This window comes from Streptomyces sp. NBC_00045, assembly GCF_045041095.1.
Taxonomy (GTDB): Bacteria; Actinomycetota; Actinomycetes; order Streptomycetales; family Streptomycetaceae; genus Streptomyces.
In genome coordinates this window covers 236,673-254,272 of record NZ_CP108271.1, presented here as the reverse complement: position 1 = coordinate 254,272, position 17,600 = coordinate 236,673, and the positions used below count along the sequence as shown (strand labels likewise).

The 17,600-nt window shown below is 73.4% G+C and carries 9 protein-coding genes and 1 pseudogene; 8 read left to right on the top strand and 2 right to left on the bottom strand.

Going from position 1 to position 17,600, the window contains the following annotated elements; genetic code table 11:
• Positions 1-109 precede the first annotated feature (109 nt).
• Positions 110-643 (top strand): GNAT family N-acetyltransferase, encoded by a 534-nt coding sequence (locus OHA65_RS01365; RefSeq protein WP_327281194.1) that lies wholly within the window; start codon positions 110-112, stop codon positions 641-643.
• Between the two features lie 323 nt (positions 644-966).
• On the opposite strand, the gene OHA65_RS01360 is transcribed toward OHA65_RS01365, so the two are convergent.
• Both OHA65_RS01360 and OHA65_RS01355 read right to left on the bottom strand, forming a co-directional pair.
• Positions 967-2,736: a serine/threonine-protein kinase gene (locus OHA65_RS01360; RefSeq protein WP_405760834.1), complete on the bottom strand. Its 1,770-nt coding sequence runs from the start codon at positions 2,734-2,736 to the stop codon at positions 967-969.
• A gap of 178 nt (positions 2,737-2,914) precedes the next feature.
• Positions 2,915-3,623: pseudogene (locus tag OHA65_RS01355) on the bottom strand (DDE-type integrase/transposase/recombinase); the annotation flags it as partial.
• Positions 3,624-3,729: 106 nt separating this feature from the next.
• On the opposite strand from OHA65_RS01355, the gene OHA65_RS01350 reads away from it, so the two are divergent.
• The 7 genes from OHA65_RS01350 (at position 3,730) to OHA65_RS01320 (ending at position 17,592) form a co-directional block, all read left to right on the top strand.
• The gene (locus OHA65_RS01350; RefSeq protein ID WP_405760831.1) at positions 3,730-3,870 is read left to right on the top strand and encodes a hypothetical protein; all 141 of its coding nucleotides are present in this window, start codon (positions 3,730-3,732) and stop codon (positions 3,868-3,870) included.
• Between the two features lie 444 nt (positions 3,871-4,314).
• Positions 4,315-5,652 carry an MFS transporter gene (locus OHA65_RS01345; protein ID WP_327281192.1) on the top strand — a complete coding sequence of 446 codons (1,338 nt, stop codon included), beginning with the start codon at positions 4,315-4,317 and terminating at the stop codon, positions 5,650-5,652.
• 108 nt (positions 5,653-5,760) lie between these two features.
• Entirely contained in the window at positions 5,761-7,053 is a 1,293-nt protein-coding gene (locus OHA65_RS01340; protein ID WP_327281191.1) for a condensation domain-containing protein, read from the top strand.
• 335 nt (positions 7,054-7,388) lie between these two features.
• Positions 7,389-10,595, top strand: a complete 3,207-nt coding sequence (locus OHA65_RS01335) for a non-ribosomal peptide synthetase (protein ID WP_405760828.1) — start codon at positions 7,389-7,391, stop codon at positions 10,593-10,595.
• Entirely contained in the window at positions 10,595-12,631 is a 2,037-nt protein-coding gene (locus OHA65_RS01330; RefSeq protein WP_405760826.1) for a non-ribosomal peptide synthetase, read from the top strand. Before OHA65_RS01335 ends, OHA65_RS01330 begins: the two co-directional genes overlap by 1 nt.
• 1 nt (position 12,632) lies before the next feature.
• The gene (locus OHA65_RS01325) at positions 12,633-14,537 is read left to right on the top strand and encodes a non-ribosomal peptide synthetase (protein WP_328761163.1); all 1,905 of its coding nucleotides are present in this window, start codon (positions 12,633-12,635) and stop codon (positions 14,535-14,537) included.
• Entirely contained in the window at positions 14,527-17,592 is a 3,066-nt protein-coding gene (locus OHA65_RS01320; RefSeq protein WP_405760824.1) for a condensation domain-containing protein, read from the top strand. Before OHA65_RS01325 ends, OHA65_RS01320 begins: the two co-directional genes overlap by 11 nt.
• Positions 17,593-17,600 lie beyond the last annotated feature (8 nt).

Sequence of the window (17,600 nt, the reverse complement as noted above, 5' to 3'; positions counted from 1 at the left end):
GGGGAGGTTGATGAATATGCCCGTCAACGGCTCGCTTGATCATGCCCTTTTCCGGTCCGCGCGCTGACGCGATGCGGCCCGGGTCGTTCACCATGACCAGGAGACATCCGTGCATTCCACCACTTCGAAAGAGCTCGGCGAGCTGATCACCGAGCGGCTCGTGCTCCGCAGCTGGACGGCCGCCGAGGTCGCCGCAGTAGTCAGCGACGGCAGCCGGCCGGCCGACTGGGCCGAGGATTTCCCCGCGGAAGGCGACCGCGTCATCGCAGGTCTCCTCGATGACAACCCGGCCTGGTACGGCCCGTACGGCCACCGACTGATCGTCGAACGCGACAGCGGGCTCCTCGTCGGCTCGATCGGCCTATTCTGGCCGCCCACCGAGGGAGTCCTGGAGATCGGGTACGGCGTCGTCGCCTCCCGGCGCGGCCGCGACTACGCCGCCGAGGCCACCCGCGCGCTCTCCGCCTTGGCCCTCACCGTGCCCGGCGTCCACACAGTGGCCGCCGCCGCGGAATCATCCAACCCGGCTTCCATCCGCGTCCTGGAGAAGGCGGGCTTCGAGCGGGAGGACACCCCTGCCGGTCCCGTCGAGGGCGTGGTCCGCTTCAGGCTCACCGTCTTGCCGGACCATATGGCGCAGTAGTCACCGGGCCGGCGGCGGTCCACCGCCGCCGGCCCTGCCACCGCCCCTGGCATCCCGCTGGCCTTGGACCGCGAGGCGCGCGACCACTTGACGCCGGTCGGCTGGTGGTGGCCCGCTGGCCGGCCGGCGCCGACCTGTCCTCCTTGGAAGAGGCCAGGTCAGTAGCGCTCTACCAGAACTGAGTGGTCCGTTCGGGTTCAAATCTTTCGCCGCCGCGCCGACCACGCCTTCGCCCACCGCACCGACCAGCAGCGAACCGCCTGCCAGGACGCGTCTCCTCGATGGGACGGCCGGGCTTCACGGACTCGCTGCGGTCGCTCCGGTCATGTATGCCGGCAGCGGCCGCCGGGGGAGTCGGCTGGCGGGGTGCACTGGTACCCGTAGTCGCCCTGGTCGGCACTGAGGTAGCGGCCGATGCACTCGTTGGCGGTGGTCCGGCCCTTCTGTGCGCAGAAGGTGATGGCCGCCCGGCCGTCGGCGAACGGGCCGGGGGCGTAGACCACCCAGTAGCCGGGGTTGAGGGAGGCGTAGTCCCCGCTGCGCAGCACCTGGGCTTCCGGGACCTCGGCGTGGATCGCCGCCAACCGCCGGTCGCGGGCGGCGATGCCGGTGCTCTCCGGCTCGGAGTAGAGCTGGGCGATCCAGCGGCCGACGCCGGGTGCCGGATCGTCACCACCGGGCACGATGGCCGCCGGGGTGCTCGGCTGCGTACCGGCCGGGGTGTCCGTCGCGCCCGGTGCGCCGGTGGTACCCGCGGTTGTGCCGGGAGTGGGGGCGGGGTCCGTCTGCGATGTGCCAGTGGGGCCGGGTGGGGGAGTCGCGGAGGGCGAACCGGGGCCCGTGGATACCACGAAGACCGTCGGTGAGGCCGTGCCCCTACCGTCGCTGTGTCCGTCCGTGCCCGGCTTGAACAGGGCGTACCTGCCGATACCGAGCAGCGCCAGGGCCGTCACGGCGGCCGCTGCGGCGAGCGCGGTGGCCTTCCGTCGGCGGTCCGGTCCGATCCCGTGCGGGCCGCTGCCGTTCAGGGGGCCGATGGTGGGCAGTGCGTCCCGGGGCGTCGCCGCGTGCGGCGGGAAGGGCACGGGAGTGGGCAGTGGTGTGGGCGCGGGCAGGTCCGGGCGAGGGGCCGGGCCGGGCGGCAGCGGGGGCGGGGGCGGGGGCGGCGGCGTGCCGAACCGGTCGGCGGACGGCGGTCGGTCGGACACGGGGGAAAGATCGGGAGGGGACGCGGGCGCCCGGTCGAGGCGGGTGGGGTCCGGCGGTACGGCGCTGCCGGTGTCCCGGGCAACGGCGGCCAGCAGCCGGTCCAGTCGCTCCGCCGAGGGCCGCTCGGCCGGGTCGCGGACCAGCAGCGCGGCCAGTACGGCGGCCAGCGGTCCGGCCCGGTGCGGTACCGGCACCGGCTCGTCGAGGACTGCGGCCAGGGTGGCCAAGGTGGTGGAGCGGCGCATCGGGCTGACACCTTCCACGCACACGTACAGCATCATGCCCAGCGACCACAGGTCGGAGGCGGGCAGGTCGGCGCCGCGGATCCGCTCGGGCGCCAGGTATTCGGGGGTCCCGATGACCTCCCCGGTCATGGTGAGCGAAGCGGCGTCCTGGAGGGCGGCGATGCCGAAGTCGGTGAGCACGGCCGAACCATCGGCCCGCATCAGCACGTTGGCGGGTTTGACGTCCCGGTGACGGATGCCGACCGCGTGCGCGGCCCGCAGTCCGGCGAGCACCTCGCGGCCGGTCCGGGCCGCCTCGGTGGGCGGCAGCGGTCCCTGCTCCAGTCGCCGGGCGAGGGAGTGGCCGGGCAGCAGCTCCATCACCAGCCAGGGGTGCTCGCCCTCGTCGACGATGTGGTGGATGGTGACCACGTTCGGATGACTGATCCGGGCCTGGGCGCGGGCCTCGCGCAACACCCGCTCGCGCAACACCCGCCGGAATTCCGGGTCGTCCCGCCCGGCCGCCGATCGTACTTCCTTGACGGCCACTTCACGATGAAGGACGAGGTCCAGCGCTCGCCAGACCGTTCCCATCCCCCCGCTGCCGAGCCGGTCAACCAGCTCGAACCGTCCGTCGATCACGTCCCCTGGCGCACCCATGGCGCAAGGCTAGGGCAGCGGTGGACTCGGTGCCTCGGCCTCTGCGGTATGCCACCCGGGAGCTCTTCCCACCGGCCGGGCTTTCGGGAAGGAGGTCGACGGGGAGACGGTCCGGAGGCGGTCGCCTGCCCCGCGCCCCGGGTCGTGACCCCGGGCACGGGGCAGGTCCCTTTCCGTCCTAGGTTTGTTGTCCGGGGAGATTGGTGACGCGGCTGGCGGATGTCTGGCCCCGGATGCCGGTGTGGGGTCTGTAGCAGTCGATCCAGTCGGTGAACGCTTCCTGGCGTTGCCGGTCTGAGGTGTAGGTTCTTCGAGCAGGGTGCGGTGGAAGCGTTCGATTTTGCCGTTGGTCTGGGGGCGCCAGGGCCTGGTCCAGCGTGGGCTGTTGCCCCGATCGCGGTAGGTCTGGCGCCGGGTGTTCTTGGCGTAGGCCCAGGCGTTGTCGGTCAGGACGCGCGTTCGACAGTGATGCCTCGTTCGGCAAACCAGACGGTCGCCTGGGCCAGGAAGTCGGCGCAGGTGGGGGCGGTCTCGTCGGGGAGGTCTTCGGTGTAGGCGAGGCGGGTGCGGTCGTCGAGGGCGGCGTGGAGGTAGGGCCAGCCGGCGCCGGTCTTGTTGCGGCAGCCCTCAGCCCGGCCGAGGGCCTTGTGGCCGCCGCCGTCGGGGATCCGGCCGAGTTTCTTGACGTCAAAGTGGACGAGTTCGCCGGGCCGTTCCCATTCGTATCGGCGCACTGGCGTACCGGTGGTCCGGTCCAGTGCCGCGAGCGAGGGCAGGCCGTGGCGGACGAGGATCCGGTGGGCTGTCGAGGGTGCGATCCCGGCGCGGGCGGCCAGTCGTAGTGGTTCGATGCGGTGTTCGCGCCGCAGCGGCCGGACCTGCTCCTCAAACCACCCGACGCCCCAACCGCCACCCCTGCAACGCGAAAAGCCACACCCTGCGCCGCACTGCAGCCACCGCCACCGCCACCCCCGGCCCGGCACCGCCGAGTGCGTGTCTCACGTGGTAGCCGACTCTGGACATTGCGCCGCCTCGCCCGTGCTCGCCGCCAAGTGCGGTCTCGCGCTCGGGCGGCCCACCTGGCTGCCCGACGTCATCTCCCGGTTCCATCTGACGCCCCCGCCCGGGCTCTGACCGCGGAGACTCGACCCACCGGGTCACCCGCACGGGTGTGGTTCCTCGCTCCAGTCCTTGGCGGCTCCCGCCGCGGGCGGGAGCCGCCAAGGAGGACGCACAACGAGCGGTGCGCTCCGTGCAGGTGCGACAGCCGGGCGGGACGGTGCGCGCACGGACGTTCGCCGAGACCGCACCGAGTTGGACGACGGGGATCGTGCCCGTTTTCGGTCAGGGTGGAAGCGGTTGCTCAGGGTGAGGGACGTCGCTCGGCGCCTCCGTGTTCCCCCTGTCCTCCCTTGCCTCACCTGCCCCGCGCTGCGTGCGTCATCGGCAGGAATTCACGCGGACGTACCCCGGGTAGCACGAAGAATTTCCCGATCTCTGCCCACAGAGCCGCAAATAAAGTCCGAAAGTGACAGGTTTGCTTTGACCTTGATCGACGGATCGGTGAAGGTTCTTCACATGTCCGACACATCCCAGGTCGTCACCGGGAGCCTTCTGCGCTTACGCGACTTCCGACTGTTACTCGCGGGAGCCGCCGCCGGGCAGTTCGGTGCCCAGGTGACGCTCGTGGCGTTGCCCCTCGTGGCCGTCCTCGAACTCGACGCGCCCGCCTTCCAGGTGGGCCTCCTGACGGCCGCGGAGACCGCCGCCTTCCTACTCGTGGGGCTCCCCGCCGGGGCCCTCACCGACCGCATGCGCAAACGGCCCCTGATGATCCGCGCGGACCTGGTGCGCGCCGTGGCCATGGCGAGCATCCCCGCCGCCGCGCTCGCCGACGTCCTGACCATGGCCCAGCTCTACGCGGTCGCGCTCGTGACCGGCGTGGCGACCGTGTTCTTCGACGTCGCCCACCAGAGCTACCTGCCGCAGATCCTGCCCCGTGAGCAACTCGTCTCCGGCAACGGAGCGTTGGAGACGGTTCGGTCCACCGCCCAGGTGACCGGCCCCGGTCTTGGCGGAGGCCTGGTCCAGCTCGTCGGAGCGCACTTCGCGGTCATCGTCGACGCCATCGGCTACGTACTCTCCGCCCTGTTCCTCCAGCGCGTCGAGAAGACCGAGGAGGCACCCGAACGCGTCCCCGGGGGATCCCTGCGCAAGGAGATCGGCGAGGGCGTCCGCTTCATCTTCGGCCACCCGCTGCTCCGCGTCATCGCCCTCACCACCGGCCTCGCCAACTTCTGTACGGCCGTCCTCATGGCGACGCAGACCGTGCACCTCGTCCGCGTCGTCGGACTGGAGGCGGGCGGCCTCGGGCTGGTGCTGTCCGCGTCGGCCGTGGGAGGGCTCCTGGGCGCGCTGTGCGCCGGGCGCATCGCCGCCCGGCTGGGGCAGGCGAGGGTCATACTCCTGTCCCCCCTGGTCACCGGCCCGTTCGCGCTGCTGTGGCCCCTGTCCGGGCACGGTGTCGCCGGGGCGCTCCTCTTCGCCGCCGGATCGGCGGTCGTCTCCTTCGGCGCCGTCGTCTACAACGTCGCTCAGGTCAGCTTCCGCCAAGGCATGTGCCCGCCACGACTGCTCGGCCGGATGAACGCCACCCTGCGCTTCCTCATGTGGGGCACCCTGCCGCTCGGCGCGCTTCTGGGCGGAGCGCTCGCCGAGTCCTACGGGTCGCGTACGGCGCTCGCCTGGTGCGCCGTGGGCATCCTCGCCGTACCGCTGCCGCTGCTGCTCTCGCCGCTGCGCCGGATGCGGGACCTGCCCGCTCCGCAGGATGACGACGGCGCCGCCCACGGAACACCGCGGGAGACGGCATCCTCCGGCGGCGACGAACGCCCGGCCTCCGCACTCAACAGCTGATCAGCTCACGACGCGCGCCGCAGGGACGAACCCTGCGAGGGCACCGCCCATCGGCACACCGCCTCGCGCGACAACGGCCCCTACCAAGGCCATGACAGAGAGGACCACGTGCTCAGCATCACCAGTCAGTACCTGGCCCGCTACCGACGTTTGGCCGGCGACCGGTCCGGCAGCCTGCTGCCGGTCACCGGAGCACAGCGCCGCTTCGTGCTGGTGCGTTCGCTGGACCCGTCGGGACGCCCCGACCTGGTGCCGATGTTCTTCGCGTTCCCGCACGGAACCATCGACCCCGAACGCCTTCGGGCCGCCGCCCGCAGGCTCGCCGCGCGCCACACCGCCCTGCGCTCGCGCCCCACCGTCATCCGCGGCACTCCCGTCCTGTCCGTCACCACCGACCCGGACGTCAGCGTGACCCGGCCCGCCCTCGTACCGGGGGAGTCGCCCGCCGAAGCACTCCGTCGCGCACTGGCCTCCTGGGACGCGCAGGGTCCCTCCCTGAGGCTCTTCCTCGTACACGACGAAGAGCGCAAGGAGGACGTCCTCGCCGTCGTCCTGGACCACGCCGTCTGCGACGGACGTTCACTGGCGCGGATCGTCGACGAACTCGGCGCCGCCTACGGCGAGGAGGCCATCGACGACCGCCCCGCGCCCGAGGAGACGGAAGCCGAACTCGCCGCCTACCGGGACGCGGTCCTCGGCCAACTCGCCACCGAGGAGAAGGCGGAGACGCCCGAAGCCGCCGCGTACTGGACGGGCCGTCTGCACGCGGTGCACGCCCACGCTCCGGCACCCCTCCCCGCACGCGTACCCGAAGGGGCGAGGCCCAGTGGCGCCGCGCAGGCCCGGCTGCCCGCGCACGACGGCGGCGTGTCCTTCCCCGGACTGCTCGACGCCTGCCGCTCCGCGGCCCGCGAGCTGTACGGTCCCGACCGCGCGGTCCCGCTCGGCTACCCGTGGGGCGGGCGCCCCGCGGGAGCGGAGCCGGTCGTCGGCTGCTTCCTCAACACCCTCGTCTGCCCGGTCGACACCGGCCACGGGTCGGGCTCGCAGGTGACGGCCGACGGGTGGTGGGACGACCTCGACCGGGCCGACGTACCGTTCGACGCGGTCGTGGCCGCCGTGCGGGCCGCCGGCTCGGGCTGGACCGGAGGCCTCGACGGACTGCTCACCGTGGACGACGACACGCGTTGCCCGCCCCTGCGGCTGGCCGGTGTCGAGGGACGGGAGGTCCACGTCGACGGAAGACCGGTCCGCGGTCCCTTCGCCGTCTCCGTCACCCAGGGAGCGGAGATCCGCCTGCGGATGGTGTGGGACCGGGCGGTATTCGACGACGAGAGCGCGCACCGTGCGTTCGACGCCCTCACCCGCGCCCTGCGCGCCGGGGACCACGCCGTGCAGTGACCCCGCAGCCGGACGCCGTCACAGGCCCGAGTCCCAGGGCGGCTCCACCCGCATGCCGCGACGACGACGCCTGCGCCCCCGGCACCCGATCCGATCGTGGCGCCCCCGGCGCGTCAGGGGCCCGACCGCGACCCCGCGCGCACCGGCACCCACGTCTCCCCGTACCGCGCGGAGCCGGCGCGCCCCACGCCGCCCCGCCGCGCACACCGGCCTCCCCACGGCATCCCCACGCAGAACACGGCACCGCGCGACCCGCGAAGCCGCCCGCACGACCACCGGACACGACACGACCGTGACCGGCACAGAGACCGACCCGACAACCCCAGGGATCGCCCATGCTCCCCCTCTCCTCCTCGCAGGAGATCGTCTGGCTGCACGAGCAGATGCAGCCCGGCAGTCGCGCCTACAACTTCACCGCCTCACTGGACCTGTGGGGCACGCTCGACACCGATGCGCTCCGCCGCGGACTCGCCGCCACCTTGGCACGCCACCCCGGTCTGCGGCTCGAACTCGTCGCCTCCACCGGATCCGTACCGGCGCAGCGGGTCGCGCCGCAGTGTGCGCCGAGACTGCACACGGTCGACCTCAGCACGGAGGAGGACCCCGAGGCGGCTTTCGCCCGGCTCCTGCGGACCGAAGCCGAGAGCGCGCTCGACACCTTCGAGGCACCGCTGATCCGGTGGACGCTCGTGCGACTGGCCGAGCGACACCACCGGCTGATCCACGTGGAGCACCACCTGATCCACGACGGACACTCGTTCGCGATCCTGCTGGACGACGTCTTCCGCGTCTACCGCGCCCACGTCCTCGGCGAGACCCTGGAGCTCCCGCCCGCCCCGTCGTACGCGGACCACGTCCGGGCCCAGGCCCGGGCAGAGGCCGCGTACGCCCCCGAATCGCTCGACTTCTGGCGGGCCGAACTACGCGACCAGCAGCACGACCTGCCACTGCCGGGCCTGGCCCGCCCCGGTGCCCGCCGAAGGCACAACGGCGGCCAGCTGCGCCAGACGATCGGCGCCGATCTCGCCGACCGCCTGCGCGGGCACACCCGTTCACGTGGCCTCACGCCCTTCGCCACGCTCCTCGGGCTGTTCGCCGAGCTCCTGCGCCGGCACAGCGGCCGCTCCCGGATGGTCATCGGCACCGCCGTCGGCAACCGCCCCCGCGGCTACGAGAACGCCGTGGGCATGTTCGTCAACACCATCCCGCTTCCGCTCGCCCTGGACGGAGCCGCCCCCGCCCAGGACACCATGGACGAGGTCACCGACACCCTCATCCGGGCCCTGCCGCACCAGGACGTGCCGGTCCAGGAACTGACCCGGGCGCTCGGCATGCATACTTCCGGCGCCGACAACCCCCTCTTCTCCGTCATGTTCAGCGCCCACGACGCACCGCTGCCCGAGATCGACATACCCGGCCTCGACGTCACCCTCTTCGAGGGCTTCAACACCGGCACCACCCGCTTCGACCTCGACGTCGTCCTGCTCCCGGACGACCGCCGCGGCGTCACCCCGCGCCACGGCGCGCCCGGCATGACCCTGGTGTGGGACTACGACGCCGACCTCTTCGGAGAAGACGTTGCACGCCTGCTCGCCGGCCGCTTCCTGGACCTGCTGCGCGCCTACCTCGACAACCCCGAGATGCCGCTCGCCGATCTGGAACCGACCGCCGTGGAGCCCGCCGCCGCGCCGCTGCCCGTCCCGGCCGACCGCGATCCGCTGGACCCCGTCGCCGCGCACCACCCGTCGCTGCCCGCACTGCAGTGCGGCGCCCGCCACCTCACCCATGGCGAACTCGACGAGCAGGTGGGCGCGCTCGCCCGGCGACTGCGCACTGCCGGTGTGACACCCGGCCGGCCGGTGGCCGCAGTACTGCCCCGGGGGTCCGACTCGGTCGTCGCCCTGCTCGCCTGCCTGCGCATCGGCGCCGTCTACTGCCCGCTGTCCCCGTCGGATCCGCCGGCCCGGCTCGCTCTGTTGCTGGAACGGCTCTCCCCGGCGCTGGTCCTCACCGGTGACGGCGCACCGGAACTCCCGGAAGCGCTGCCGACCGCCCTGATCGATGCCCCGGTACTGCCCCCCGCGCACGGAACCGCCGTACTTCCCGGCACGGCGTACGTCATCCACACCTCCGGATCCACCGGGACGCCGAAGTCGGTCGCCGTCGGCCCCGCGGCGCTGGTGCACCACATGACGTCGGCCGCCGACCGGTTCGGCCTCACCGCCTCGGACCGGGTCCTGATGTTCGCCCAGCCGTCCTTCGACGTGGCGCTGGAAGAAGTGCTGCCGACCCTGCACGCCGGCGCGTGCCTGGTCCTGCCGGCGTACGAGGTGCCCACGGGCGCGGAGCTCGCCGAACTGTTGGTGTCCGCCCGGGTCACCGTCGCCAACCTGCCCACCAGTTACTTCCTCGCCACCCGCGAGGACCTGCGGCCCGCGCTGCGTGACGGGAGCTGGGCGCCCAGGCTCCTGGTCCTCGGCGGCGAGCGTCTTCCCGCCCACGCCCTGCGCGGCGTCCTCGCCGACACCGACGCCACCGTGCTCAACGTGTACGGCGTCACGGAGGCCACCATCAGCTCGACCGTTCACGAGGTCGTCCGCAGCGCCCTCGCCGAAAGCACCGAGGTCCCCCTGGGCACCGAGTTCCCGGGCGAGCGGATCCTCGTCCTGGACGCCCACCACCGCCCCCTGCCGGCCGGTGCGGTCGGTGAACTCGCCGTCGCCGGGCCCGGCCTCGCCGAAGGGTACGCGGGCAACGCCGATGCGACGGCCGCCCGGTTCGTCACCGTCGACGCACTTGACGGGCAGCGGGTCTACCTCACCGGCGACCTCGGCTACCGCGGGCTGGACGGCCTGCTGTACTTCCTCGGCCGGCGCGACAACCAGATCAAGCTGCGCGGTCACCGCATCGAGCTGGAGGAGATCGAGGCGGCGGCGTCCGCGGTGCTGGGCGGCCGCTCCTGCGCCGTCGTCCTTGACCGGGAGGGCCCCGGCGGGCCCCGGCTCGTCGGCTTCCTCGAAGACGGACCCGGCGGCGCGGCCTTCGACGAGAAGGCGCTGCACGCCGAGCTGGGCCTCCGCCTGCCCGCCCCCCTCGTGCCAGCCCGGTGGGCACGGCTGGACAGCATGCCGACCCTCGCCGGCGGTAAGCCCGACCGCGCGGCGCTGTCCGAGCGAGCCGCGGCGCTCGACCCCGACGGCACTGCGAGGCCAAAGACCGGGACCGGCACCGAGCCCGAATACGGCACCGGGACCGGTTCCGAGGCCGGTTCCGAGGCCACCCCGGTGTCCGACGACCCGATGACGGCTCTGCTCACGCAAGGCTGGCGCAAGGTCCTCGGCCACAGCCGGTTCGACGCCCACTCGCACTTCTTCCACAGCGGGGGCCATTCCCTGCTGGCCGCCGAGCTGGCTGCCTGGCTGGAGCCCCGGCTGGGCACGCGCCCGCCGTTGAGGGTGCTCTTCCGCAACCCCGTCCTCGCCGACCAGGCCGAGGCCCTCGCCACCACCGCCGCCTCAACCTCCACCTCCACGGAGTCGTGATGACCCAGCCCCCGACCGCGCCCGTCGTCCCCGCCACGCCCCTCGGCACCGGCCCCGCCGCCGACTCCGCGCGCAGCACCCGTACCGCAACCCGTACCGGCTCCAGCTCCAGCTCCAGCAACAACACCGGCACCGGTACCGGCACCGCCCTGAGCGTCGCCCACGGCCCCGCCGCCGAACCGACGCGAGTGCTCGCCCGCTTCGAGGACTGGGCCCGGCGCACCCCGAAGGCCCCGGCAGTGATCGACGACACGGGGATCTGGACGTACCAGGACCTCGACGCGGCGGCCGCCCTGGCCGCCAAGGACTTGGCCGACCGCGTCCGGCCCGGTGACCTGGTCGGCGTCTGCCTCGACCGTTCCACCGCCCTGGTGGTGACCGCCGTCGCACTCGCCCGGCTGGGCGCCGTCTACCTGCCGCTCGGCACCCGCCCCGGCGAACGCCGTATCCGCGCCGTCACCGAAGACCTCGATGTCGCCTGCCTCATCGGCGACCCCGGTGTCCTGCCCGAGGACTACCGGGGAGGGGAGCACGTGCCACTGCTGCTGCCCACCGAGGGCGTCAACGCGCCCGCTGCCGCAGTCGCGGCTTTCGCCGACTCCGTCCGCGGCACCCGGCGCACACCCGAAGGCGCCCTGTACGCCGTCCTCACCTCCGGTTCCACCGGCCGCCCCAAGGCGGTGGCCGTGGCGGAGCCCTCGCTCTCCGTCGCCCTGGACTGGTATCGCGCCGAGACCGGCCTTGCCCCGGGCGACCGCCAGTCCCTGCTCATCGGTGTCGCCTTCGACCCGCATCTGCTGGAACTGTGGGCCGCCCTGACTTCGGGAGCCGCCCTCGTCCCGGCCCCGGACGACACCCGCTGGGACTCGCAGGTACTCACCGACTGGTGGCGCGACACCGCCCTCACCCACGCCGTGGCGGCCACTCCCACCGTCGAACCGCTGCTGGACCGGCCGTGGCCGCAGGGCCTGAAGCTGCGCCACCTCGTCGTCGGCGGCGACCGCATGCGCATCCGCCCCGGCGCCGACGTCACCGCCACCGTCCACAACGCCTACGGCCCCGCGGAAGCCACCGTCCTCACCACCGCCCACGCCATGCGGGCCACGGACCCGGAAGCCGGCGACCAGGTCCCGCCGCCCATCGGCACCGCGCTGCCGGGCGTCACCCTCCTCGTCACGGACGCCGAAGGCCACCCCGTCGCCCGGGGGGAGGACGGCGAACTGCGCGTCGGCGGCCACTGCCTGGCGCTCGGCTACCTCGACGCCGAACTCACCGCACGCCGGTTCACCCCGCCTCCGCCGAACCTGGCGATGCCCGCCGTCGACCGCCTCTACCGCACCGGCGACCGGGTACGGATGAACCCCGACGGCAGCCTGGACTTCCTCGGCCGCCTCGACGACCAGGTGAAGATCAGCGGCGTGCGGATCGAACCGGCCGAGGTGGAAGCCGCCTTCGAGCAGGACCCCCGCGTGCGTACCGCCGTCGTCACCGTGCTGCGCGACAGCAGTGGCCACGGGCGCCTCGTCGCACACGTAAGGACCGCCAACGGCGCCGAACCCGCGCCCGCGGAGCTCCTCGACGCCGTCCGCTCCTGGCTCCCCGAGCAGGCCGTTCCCACCGCCGTACGGATCGTCGACGGCTTCCCGCTCGACGCCAACGGCAAGGTGGACCGGCCCGCCCTGGCCGCCCAGGACCAGGACCAGGATCAGGACCAGGATCAGGACCAGGACCAGGCTCCGGCGTCCGGGGCGCTGCGGGCCGCCGGCACGGACGACCTCGCCGACGCCGCCACCACAGCCACCGAGCGGCTCGTACTGACGACCGTGCGCGACCTCCTCGGCCGGTCCGGCATCGGCCTCGGCGACAACTTCACCGACGCCGGCGGCACCTCCATCGTCGTCGCACGATTGCTGGCCGTCGTCGAAGGCGAGACCGGAGTACGCCTGCGCGCCCCGGAGGTGCTGCGCAGCACCGACCTGCGTGTCCTCGCCGCCCTCATCGACGGCCGCCGTACCCCGCGACCGGAAGGAGCCTGACATGACGTCCACCACCCCGCAGCCCACCACCCCGCAGCCCACCGACCCGGCCCACGGCACCCCGGAACCGGTTCCCGGCTCCCGTAGCACCCGCAACACCGCACCCGCACCGGCGCCAGCGACCACCTTGCCGGCACTCGTCGCCCGGCACGCCGAACACACTCCCGACGCGCTCGCCGTCGTGGACGGCGACACCACCCTCACCTACGGGCAACTCCTCCGGTCCGGCCGCGCCCTCGCCGCTCGCCTGCGCGAACACGAAGTGGTCCGCGGCGACCGAGTGGCGCTGCTGACGGCGCGGTCGTACCGCACCGTCGTGGCGCAGCTCGGGCTCTGGCTGGCCGGAGCCGTGTGCGTGCCCCTCGATCCGGCCCAGCCCCGGCCGCGAACCGAGGCGATGATTGCCGACGCGCAGGTGACGTTCACCGTCGGCGACGCGAAGCTGCTGGACGCGGCCACACTCCCCGGCCCCGTCCTCGCCCTGCCCGAGGAGCCGCTCACGAGCGGCCGACCGGGCGACGAGTCCGACCCGGACAGCCCGGCGTTCATCATGTTCACCTCCGGCTCGACCGGCCGCCCCAAGGGCGTCCTCGTACCGCACCGCGCCATCGCCGAGCTGGTCACCGCGCCCGACTACGTCACCCTCACCGGCCGTGACCGCGTCCTGTTCCACTCGCCCATGACCTTCGACGCCTCGACGTTCGAAGTCTGGGTCGCGCTCGCCAACGGCGCCGCGGTCGTCGTCTGCACCGAGCAACGGCCCTCCCTGGAGGACCTCGCCCGGCACGTCGAGCGGCACGGCGTGACGGTGGCGTTCTTCACCACCGCCCTCTTCCACCAGCTCGCCGCCCGCCGCTCCCGCGTTTTCGCGCAGCTCCGCTCGGTCGTCGTGGGAGGCGAGGCGATGGCCGCCGTGCAGGCGCGTGAGGTGCTCAGCGCCTTCCCCTGGCTGGAGCTCGTCAACGGCTACGGGCCGACCGAGACGACCACCTTCGCGACCACCCACCGGGTCACCGAGCGGGACTGCCGGGAGCAGATACCGATCGGCAGGCCCATCGCCGGGGCCACCGCGCACGTCCTGGACGCCGAAGGCCGCGCGGTGGCCGACGGCGACCGGGGCGAACTGTGGATCGGCGGCAGCAGGCTCGCCCACGGGTACACCGGCCTGCCCGAACTCACCGCCGAACGGTTCGTCGAGCATGCCGACGGCCGGCGGCTCTACCGCACGGGCGACATCGTCTCCCTCCGATCCGACGGCATCCTCCAGTTCCACGGCCGCAACGACGACCAGGTGAAGGTACGCGGCTTCCGCATCGAACCCGCCGAGGTCGAACACGCCCTCCGCGAGCAGCCGCACGTGGACGACGCAGCCGTCACCGTCGACGGCGTCGGCACCCCCGAGGCGCGCTTGGTCGCGTTCGTCGTCGCTGCGGGCCACGGCTCCGAGCAGTCCGGCGCGGCGCTGCGCGAGCGGCTCGCCGCGGTACTGCCCGCCCATCTGGTTCCCGACACGGTCACCCTGCTGGAGCGGCTGCCCCTCACCCCGGCCGGCAAGGTCGACCGGCGCGCCCTCACCGGTCGCGCGCAGGCCGCCGAGAAGCGGCCCGCCGGCGAGCCCGCTGCGCTGATGACGCCGCTGGAACAGGCCGTCGCCGAGGTGTGGAGCCAGGCACTGGGCGTCGAGGTCACCAGCGCCGACGCCGAGTTCTTCCTCCTCGGCGGCCATTCGCTCCTCGCCCTCGTCGTCACCGAGGACCTGCGCGAGGAACTGGGCGTGGAGATCTCCCTCGCGGACTTCTTCGCCGCTGCGAGCGTCGCCGCACAGGCCGCGCTGGTCGAACGGGCCCTCCTGGACGCCCACCGAGACCTGCACCCCGAGACCCTGGAGCACAGCGATGTCCACTGACGCCGACTCCGCGGCCCACGACCGCCGCGACCGACTCCAGCGGGAACTGCTGCGCCGGGCCCGCGCCGGAACCGCCCACCGTGCGAAGGCCGAGCCCGTCGCACGCACCGGTGCAGACGCGGGTGTCGGCCACGACGGCCGCGACGCACCCCAGGACGCCGCCGCGCGGACCGCAAGCGTCCCCCTCTCCCGAGCTCAGCGCCGCATGTGGTTGATGGAGCGGCTCGGCGGCGCGGGCGACTCCTACCACGTACCGTTCGCCACCCGCATTCGCGGTCCGTACGACGTGGCCGCCTTCGCCGCCGCCCTCACCTCGCTGGTGGCCCGGCACGGCATCCTCCGCACCCGCTACCTGGAGCGCGACGGCGAGCCCTGTCAGGAGGTGCTCCCGACGCCGTTGACGGTCCCCGTCCAGGTCGTCGATGCCGACCCGACACACACCCCGGAGCTGCTGCGGCGCGAGACGGCCCGGCCGTTCGACCTGGCGGCGGGCGAGGCCGTACGGGCGCTCGTCCTGCGCCACGGCCCACAGGACCACACCCTGCTGCTGACGTTCCACCACATCGCCATGGACGGCGCCTCGCTGGAGACGGTGGCCGGCGAACTCGCGGTCCTCTACGCCGAGGTCGCCGAGGGAACGAGCCCGCACGCGCTCGCCCCACCGCCGCAGTACGCCGAGCACGCGCGCCGCGAACACGACGCGCTGCCCGGCTACGAGACGGAACTGAAACGGTGGAGCGACCTGCTGGCCGGCGCGGCCCCGCCACGCCTGCCCCAGCCGGCGGCGACCGCGCCGCGCACCTCCGCTCGCGCCGCGGCCGCACGCAGCGCGCCCCTCGCGCCCGACGTGCCCGATGCCCTGCGGACGCTGGGCGCACAGCACAAAGCCACCCCCTTCGCCGTGTCGCTCACCGCCGCCTTCGCCGCACTGCACCGCCTCACCGGCGACGACGACCTCGTCATCGGCGTGGCGAGCACCCACCGCAGCGGAAGCGCCATGCGCGCGCTGGTCGGCCTGTGCGTCAACACCCTGCCCGTACGCGTCGACGTCTCCGGCGCCCCGACCTTCTCCCAACTGTTGCGACGGGTGAACGAAGCCCTCCTCGAAGCCCAGCGCCACCGGCACATCCCCTTCGACCTGGTTCTCGAACGTCTCGGCCATCGGGCACGCGGTGCCGACGGCAGCGCGCTGATACGGGTTACCTCCACCCTCCTCGGCGAGCCGACGGTACTCCGGCTGCCCGGTACGTCTGCCGAGTACGTCGACATCCCCTCCGACGCAGCGAAGTTCACGCTGTCGTACGGCCTGGGTCCGGGTGACGCCGCCGTACAGCCCCAGGCTCTCGTCCAGTACGACGCGAACACGCTGGACGACACCGTGGCGGAAGCGGCCGTACGGGACTACGCGGCCCTGCTGCACGCGGTGGCGGCCGACCCGGAACTCGTCCTGGCCGACCTGCCCTTGCCGTCACCGCACCACGACCAGGGCCTTCGGGAGGGCACGGGCGGCGCGCCCGAAGCGCCGGCCGGGCCCGAGGACCGGACCCCCACGGCCACCGGGCCCACGCCGGCCGACGTGAGCGGCAGTCCGGATCCCGGCGACCGCCACCCGGCTGCGCTTGCCCTGCGGTCCCACCGGGAGGTCGCCGACGCCGTCGTGGTCCAGCCCGCGCAGGGGCCGCCCGTGGCCTACGCCGTCCTGAACGAAAGCATCGGTCCGTCCGGTCACGAACTGCTCGGCCTACTGCGCCGATCGCTCGCGACCGAGTCCGTACCCGCTGCGGTCACGCTCCTCGACGCGCTGCCGCGTACTGCTGGCGGGTCGCTCGACCGGGCGCGGCTGCCCGGAGCGTCTAGGCCGAGCGCACCGTCCGGCCCCCGGGCCGAAGCGGTCCGGGAGGCCTTCATCGGAGTACTCGGTTCCGCCCCATCGCCGGACGACGACTTCTTCGCCCTCGGCGGCCACTCCCTCAAGGCCGTGCAGCTCGCCGAACGGCTGCGGACGGACCTCGGACTGCCCCTCACGGGCCTCGACGTGCTCCAGGCCCGTACGCCCAGGGCCCTGACCGCGCTCCTCGACGAACGAGCGGCACTGCAGAGCGCCGCGAAGGCCGTGAGCCGGCCGGCCCCCCGCTCCCGGGACGTCCGCCCGGGCACGGTGCTGGTCACCGGCGCGACGGGCGGCGTGGGCGCGTTCGTCCTCCGTGAACTCGCCGCCCGGGGACGCCCGGTATTGGCACTGGCCCGGCCCGAGTCCGCCCACCTGATCACCACCGAGGGCGTCGACGTCATCGAAGGCGGCCTCGCCGACCTGGCCGGGCTGCGGGCAGCCGTCGCGCAGGCCGACGCGGTCGTCCACGCCGCCTGCACCTTCACCCGCCACGACGTGGACCTGGCCGCGATGGAGACGATGGTCGACGCCTGGCGGCGAGGGCCGTTCGTCTTCGTCAGCAGCGTTGACGCCTACGGGCATCCCGGTACGGACGACGTCACCGAAAGGACCCCGCCCCACGAGCCCGTCAACCCGTACGGGAAGGCCAAACTCGACTGCGAGGCCATGGTGCTGAGCGCGGCGGGGACCGGGGGACGCGGGGGTGCGAGCGCCGTGCGGTCACCGATCGTCTGGGGCGCGCACGACCGGCTGCGCGAACAGCTGCGCTGGGGTGCCATCGGCACCCTCTACCAGTCCGCCCGCCAGGGCCGGCCGATCGCAGTGCCACGTCCCGGTACGGGCGGCCACGCATGGTACGGAGCGGCCTGGGTGCACGCGGCCGCCTTGGCCCGCGCGGTGGTCGAGTGCCTGGACCAGCCCGTACACGGAGTCGCCAACGCGTGCAGCGGCCACGTGTCGTGGCACGACCTCGCACGCGACCTCACGGAATTGCTCGGCACCCGCGCGGACTTGCACGAGACCGAAGCCGTCCCGCAGGACCTCGATCACCGCTGGCACTACGGCAGCACCCGCCTGGCCGGTCCTCTCCGGGCGCGCCCCGGAGAGGACCGGCGGACCGTACTGGCAGACATGATCGGCCCGATGACCTCCGACCCCGGCTGACTCCCCGG

Bases quoted from the DNA above. Each gene is read 5' to 3' on its own strand.
- OHA65_RS01360 (WP_405760834.1), bottom strand. From the start codon at position 2,736: ATGGGTGCGCCAGGGGACGTGATCGACGGACGGTTCGAGCTGGTTGAC.
- OHA65_RS01345 (WP_327281192.1), top strand. From the start codon at position 4,315: ATGTCCGACACATCCCAGGTCGTCACCGGGAGCCTTCTGCGCTTACGC.
- OHA65_RS01335 (WP_405760828.1), top strand. From the start codon at position 7,389: ATGCTCCCCCTCTCCTCCTCGCAGGAGATCGTCTGGCTGCACGAGCAG.
- OHA65_RS01330 (WP_405760826.1), top strand. From the start codon at position 10,595: ATGACCCAGCCCCCGACCGCGCCCGTCGTCCCCGCCACGCCCCTCGGC.
- OHA65_RS01325 (WP_328761163.1), top strand. From the start codon at position 12,633: ATGACGTCCACCACCCCGCAGCCCACCACCCCGCAGCCCACCGACCCG.
- OHA65_RS01320 (WP_405760824.1), top strand. From the start codon at position 14,527: ATGTCCACTGACGCCGACTCCGCGGCCCACGACCGCCGCGACCGACTC.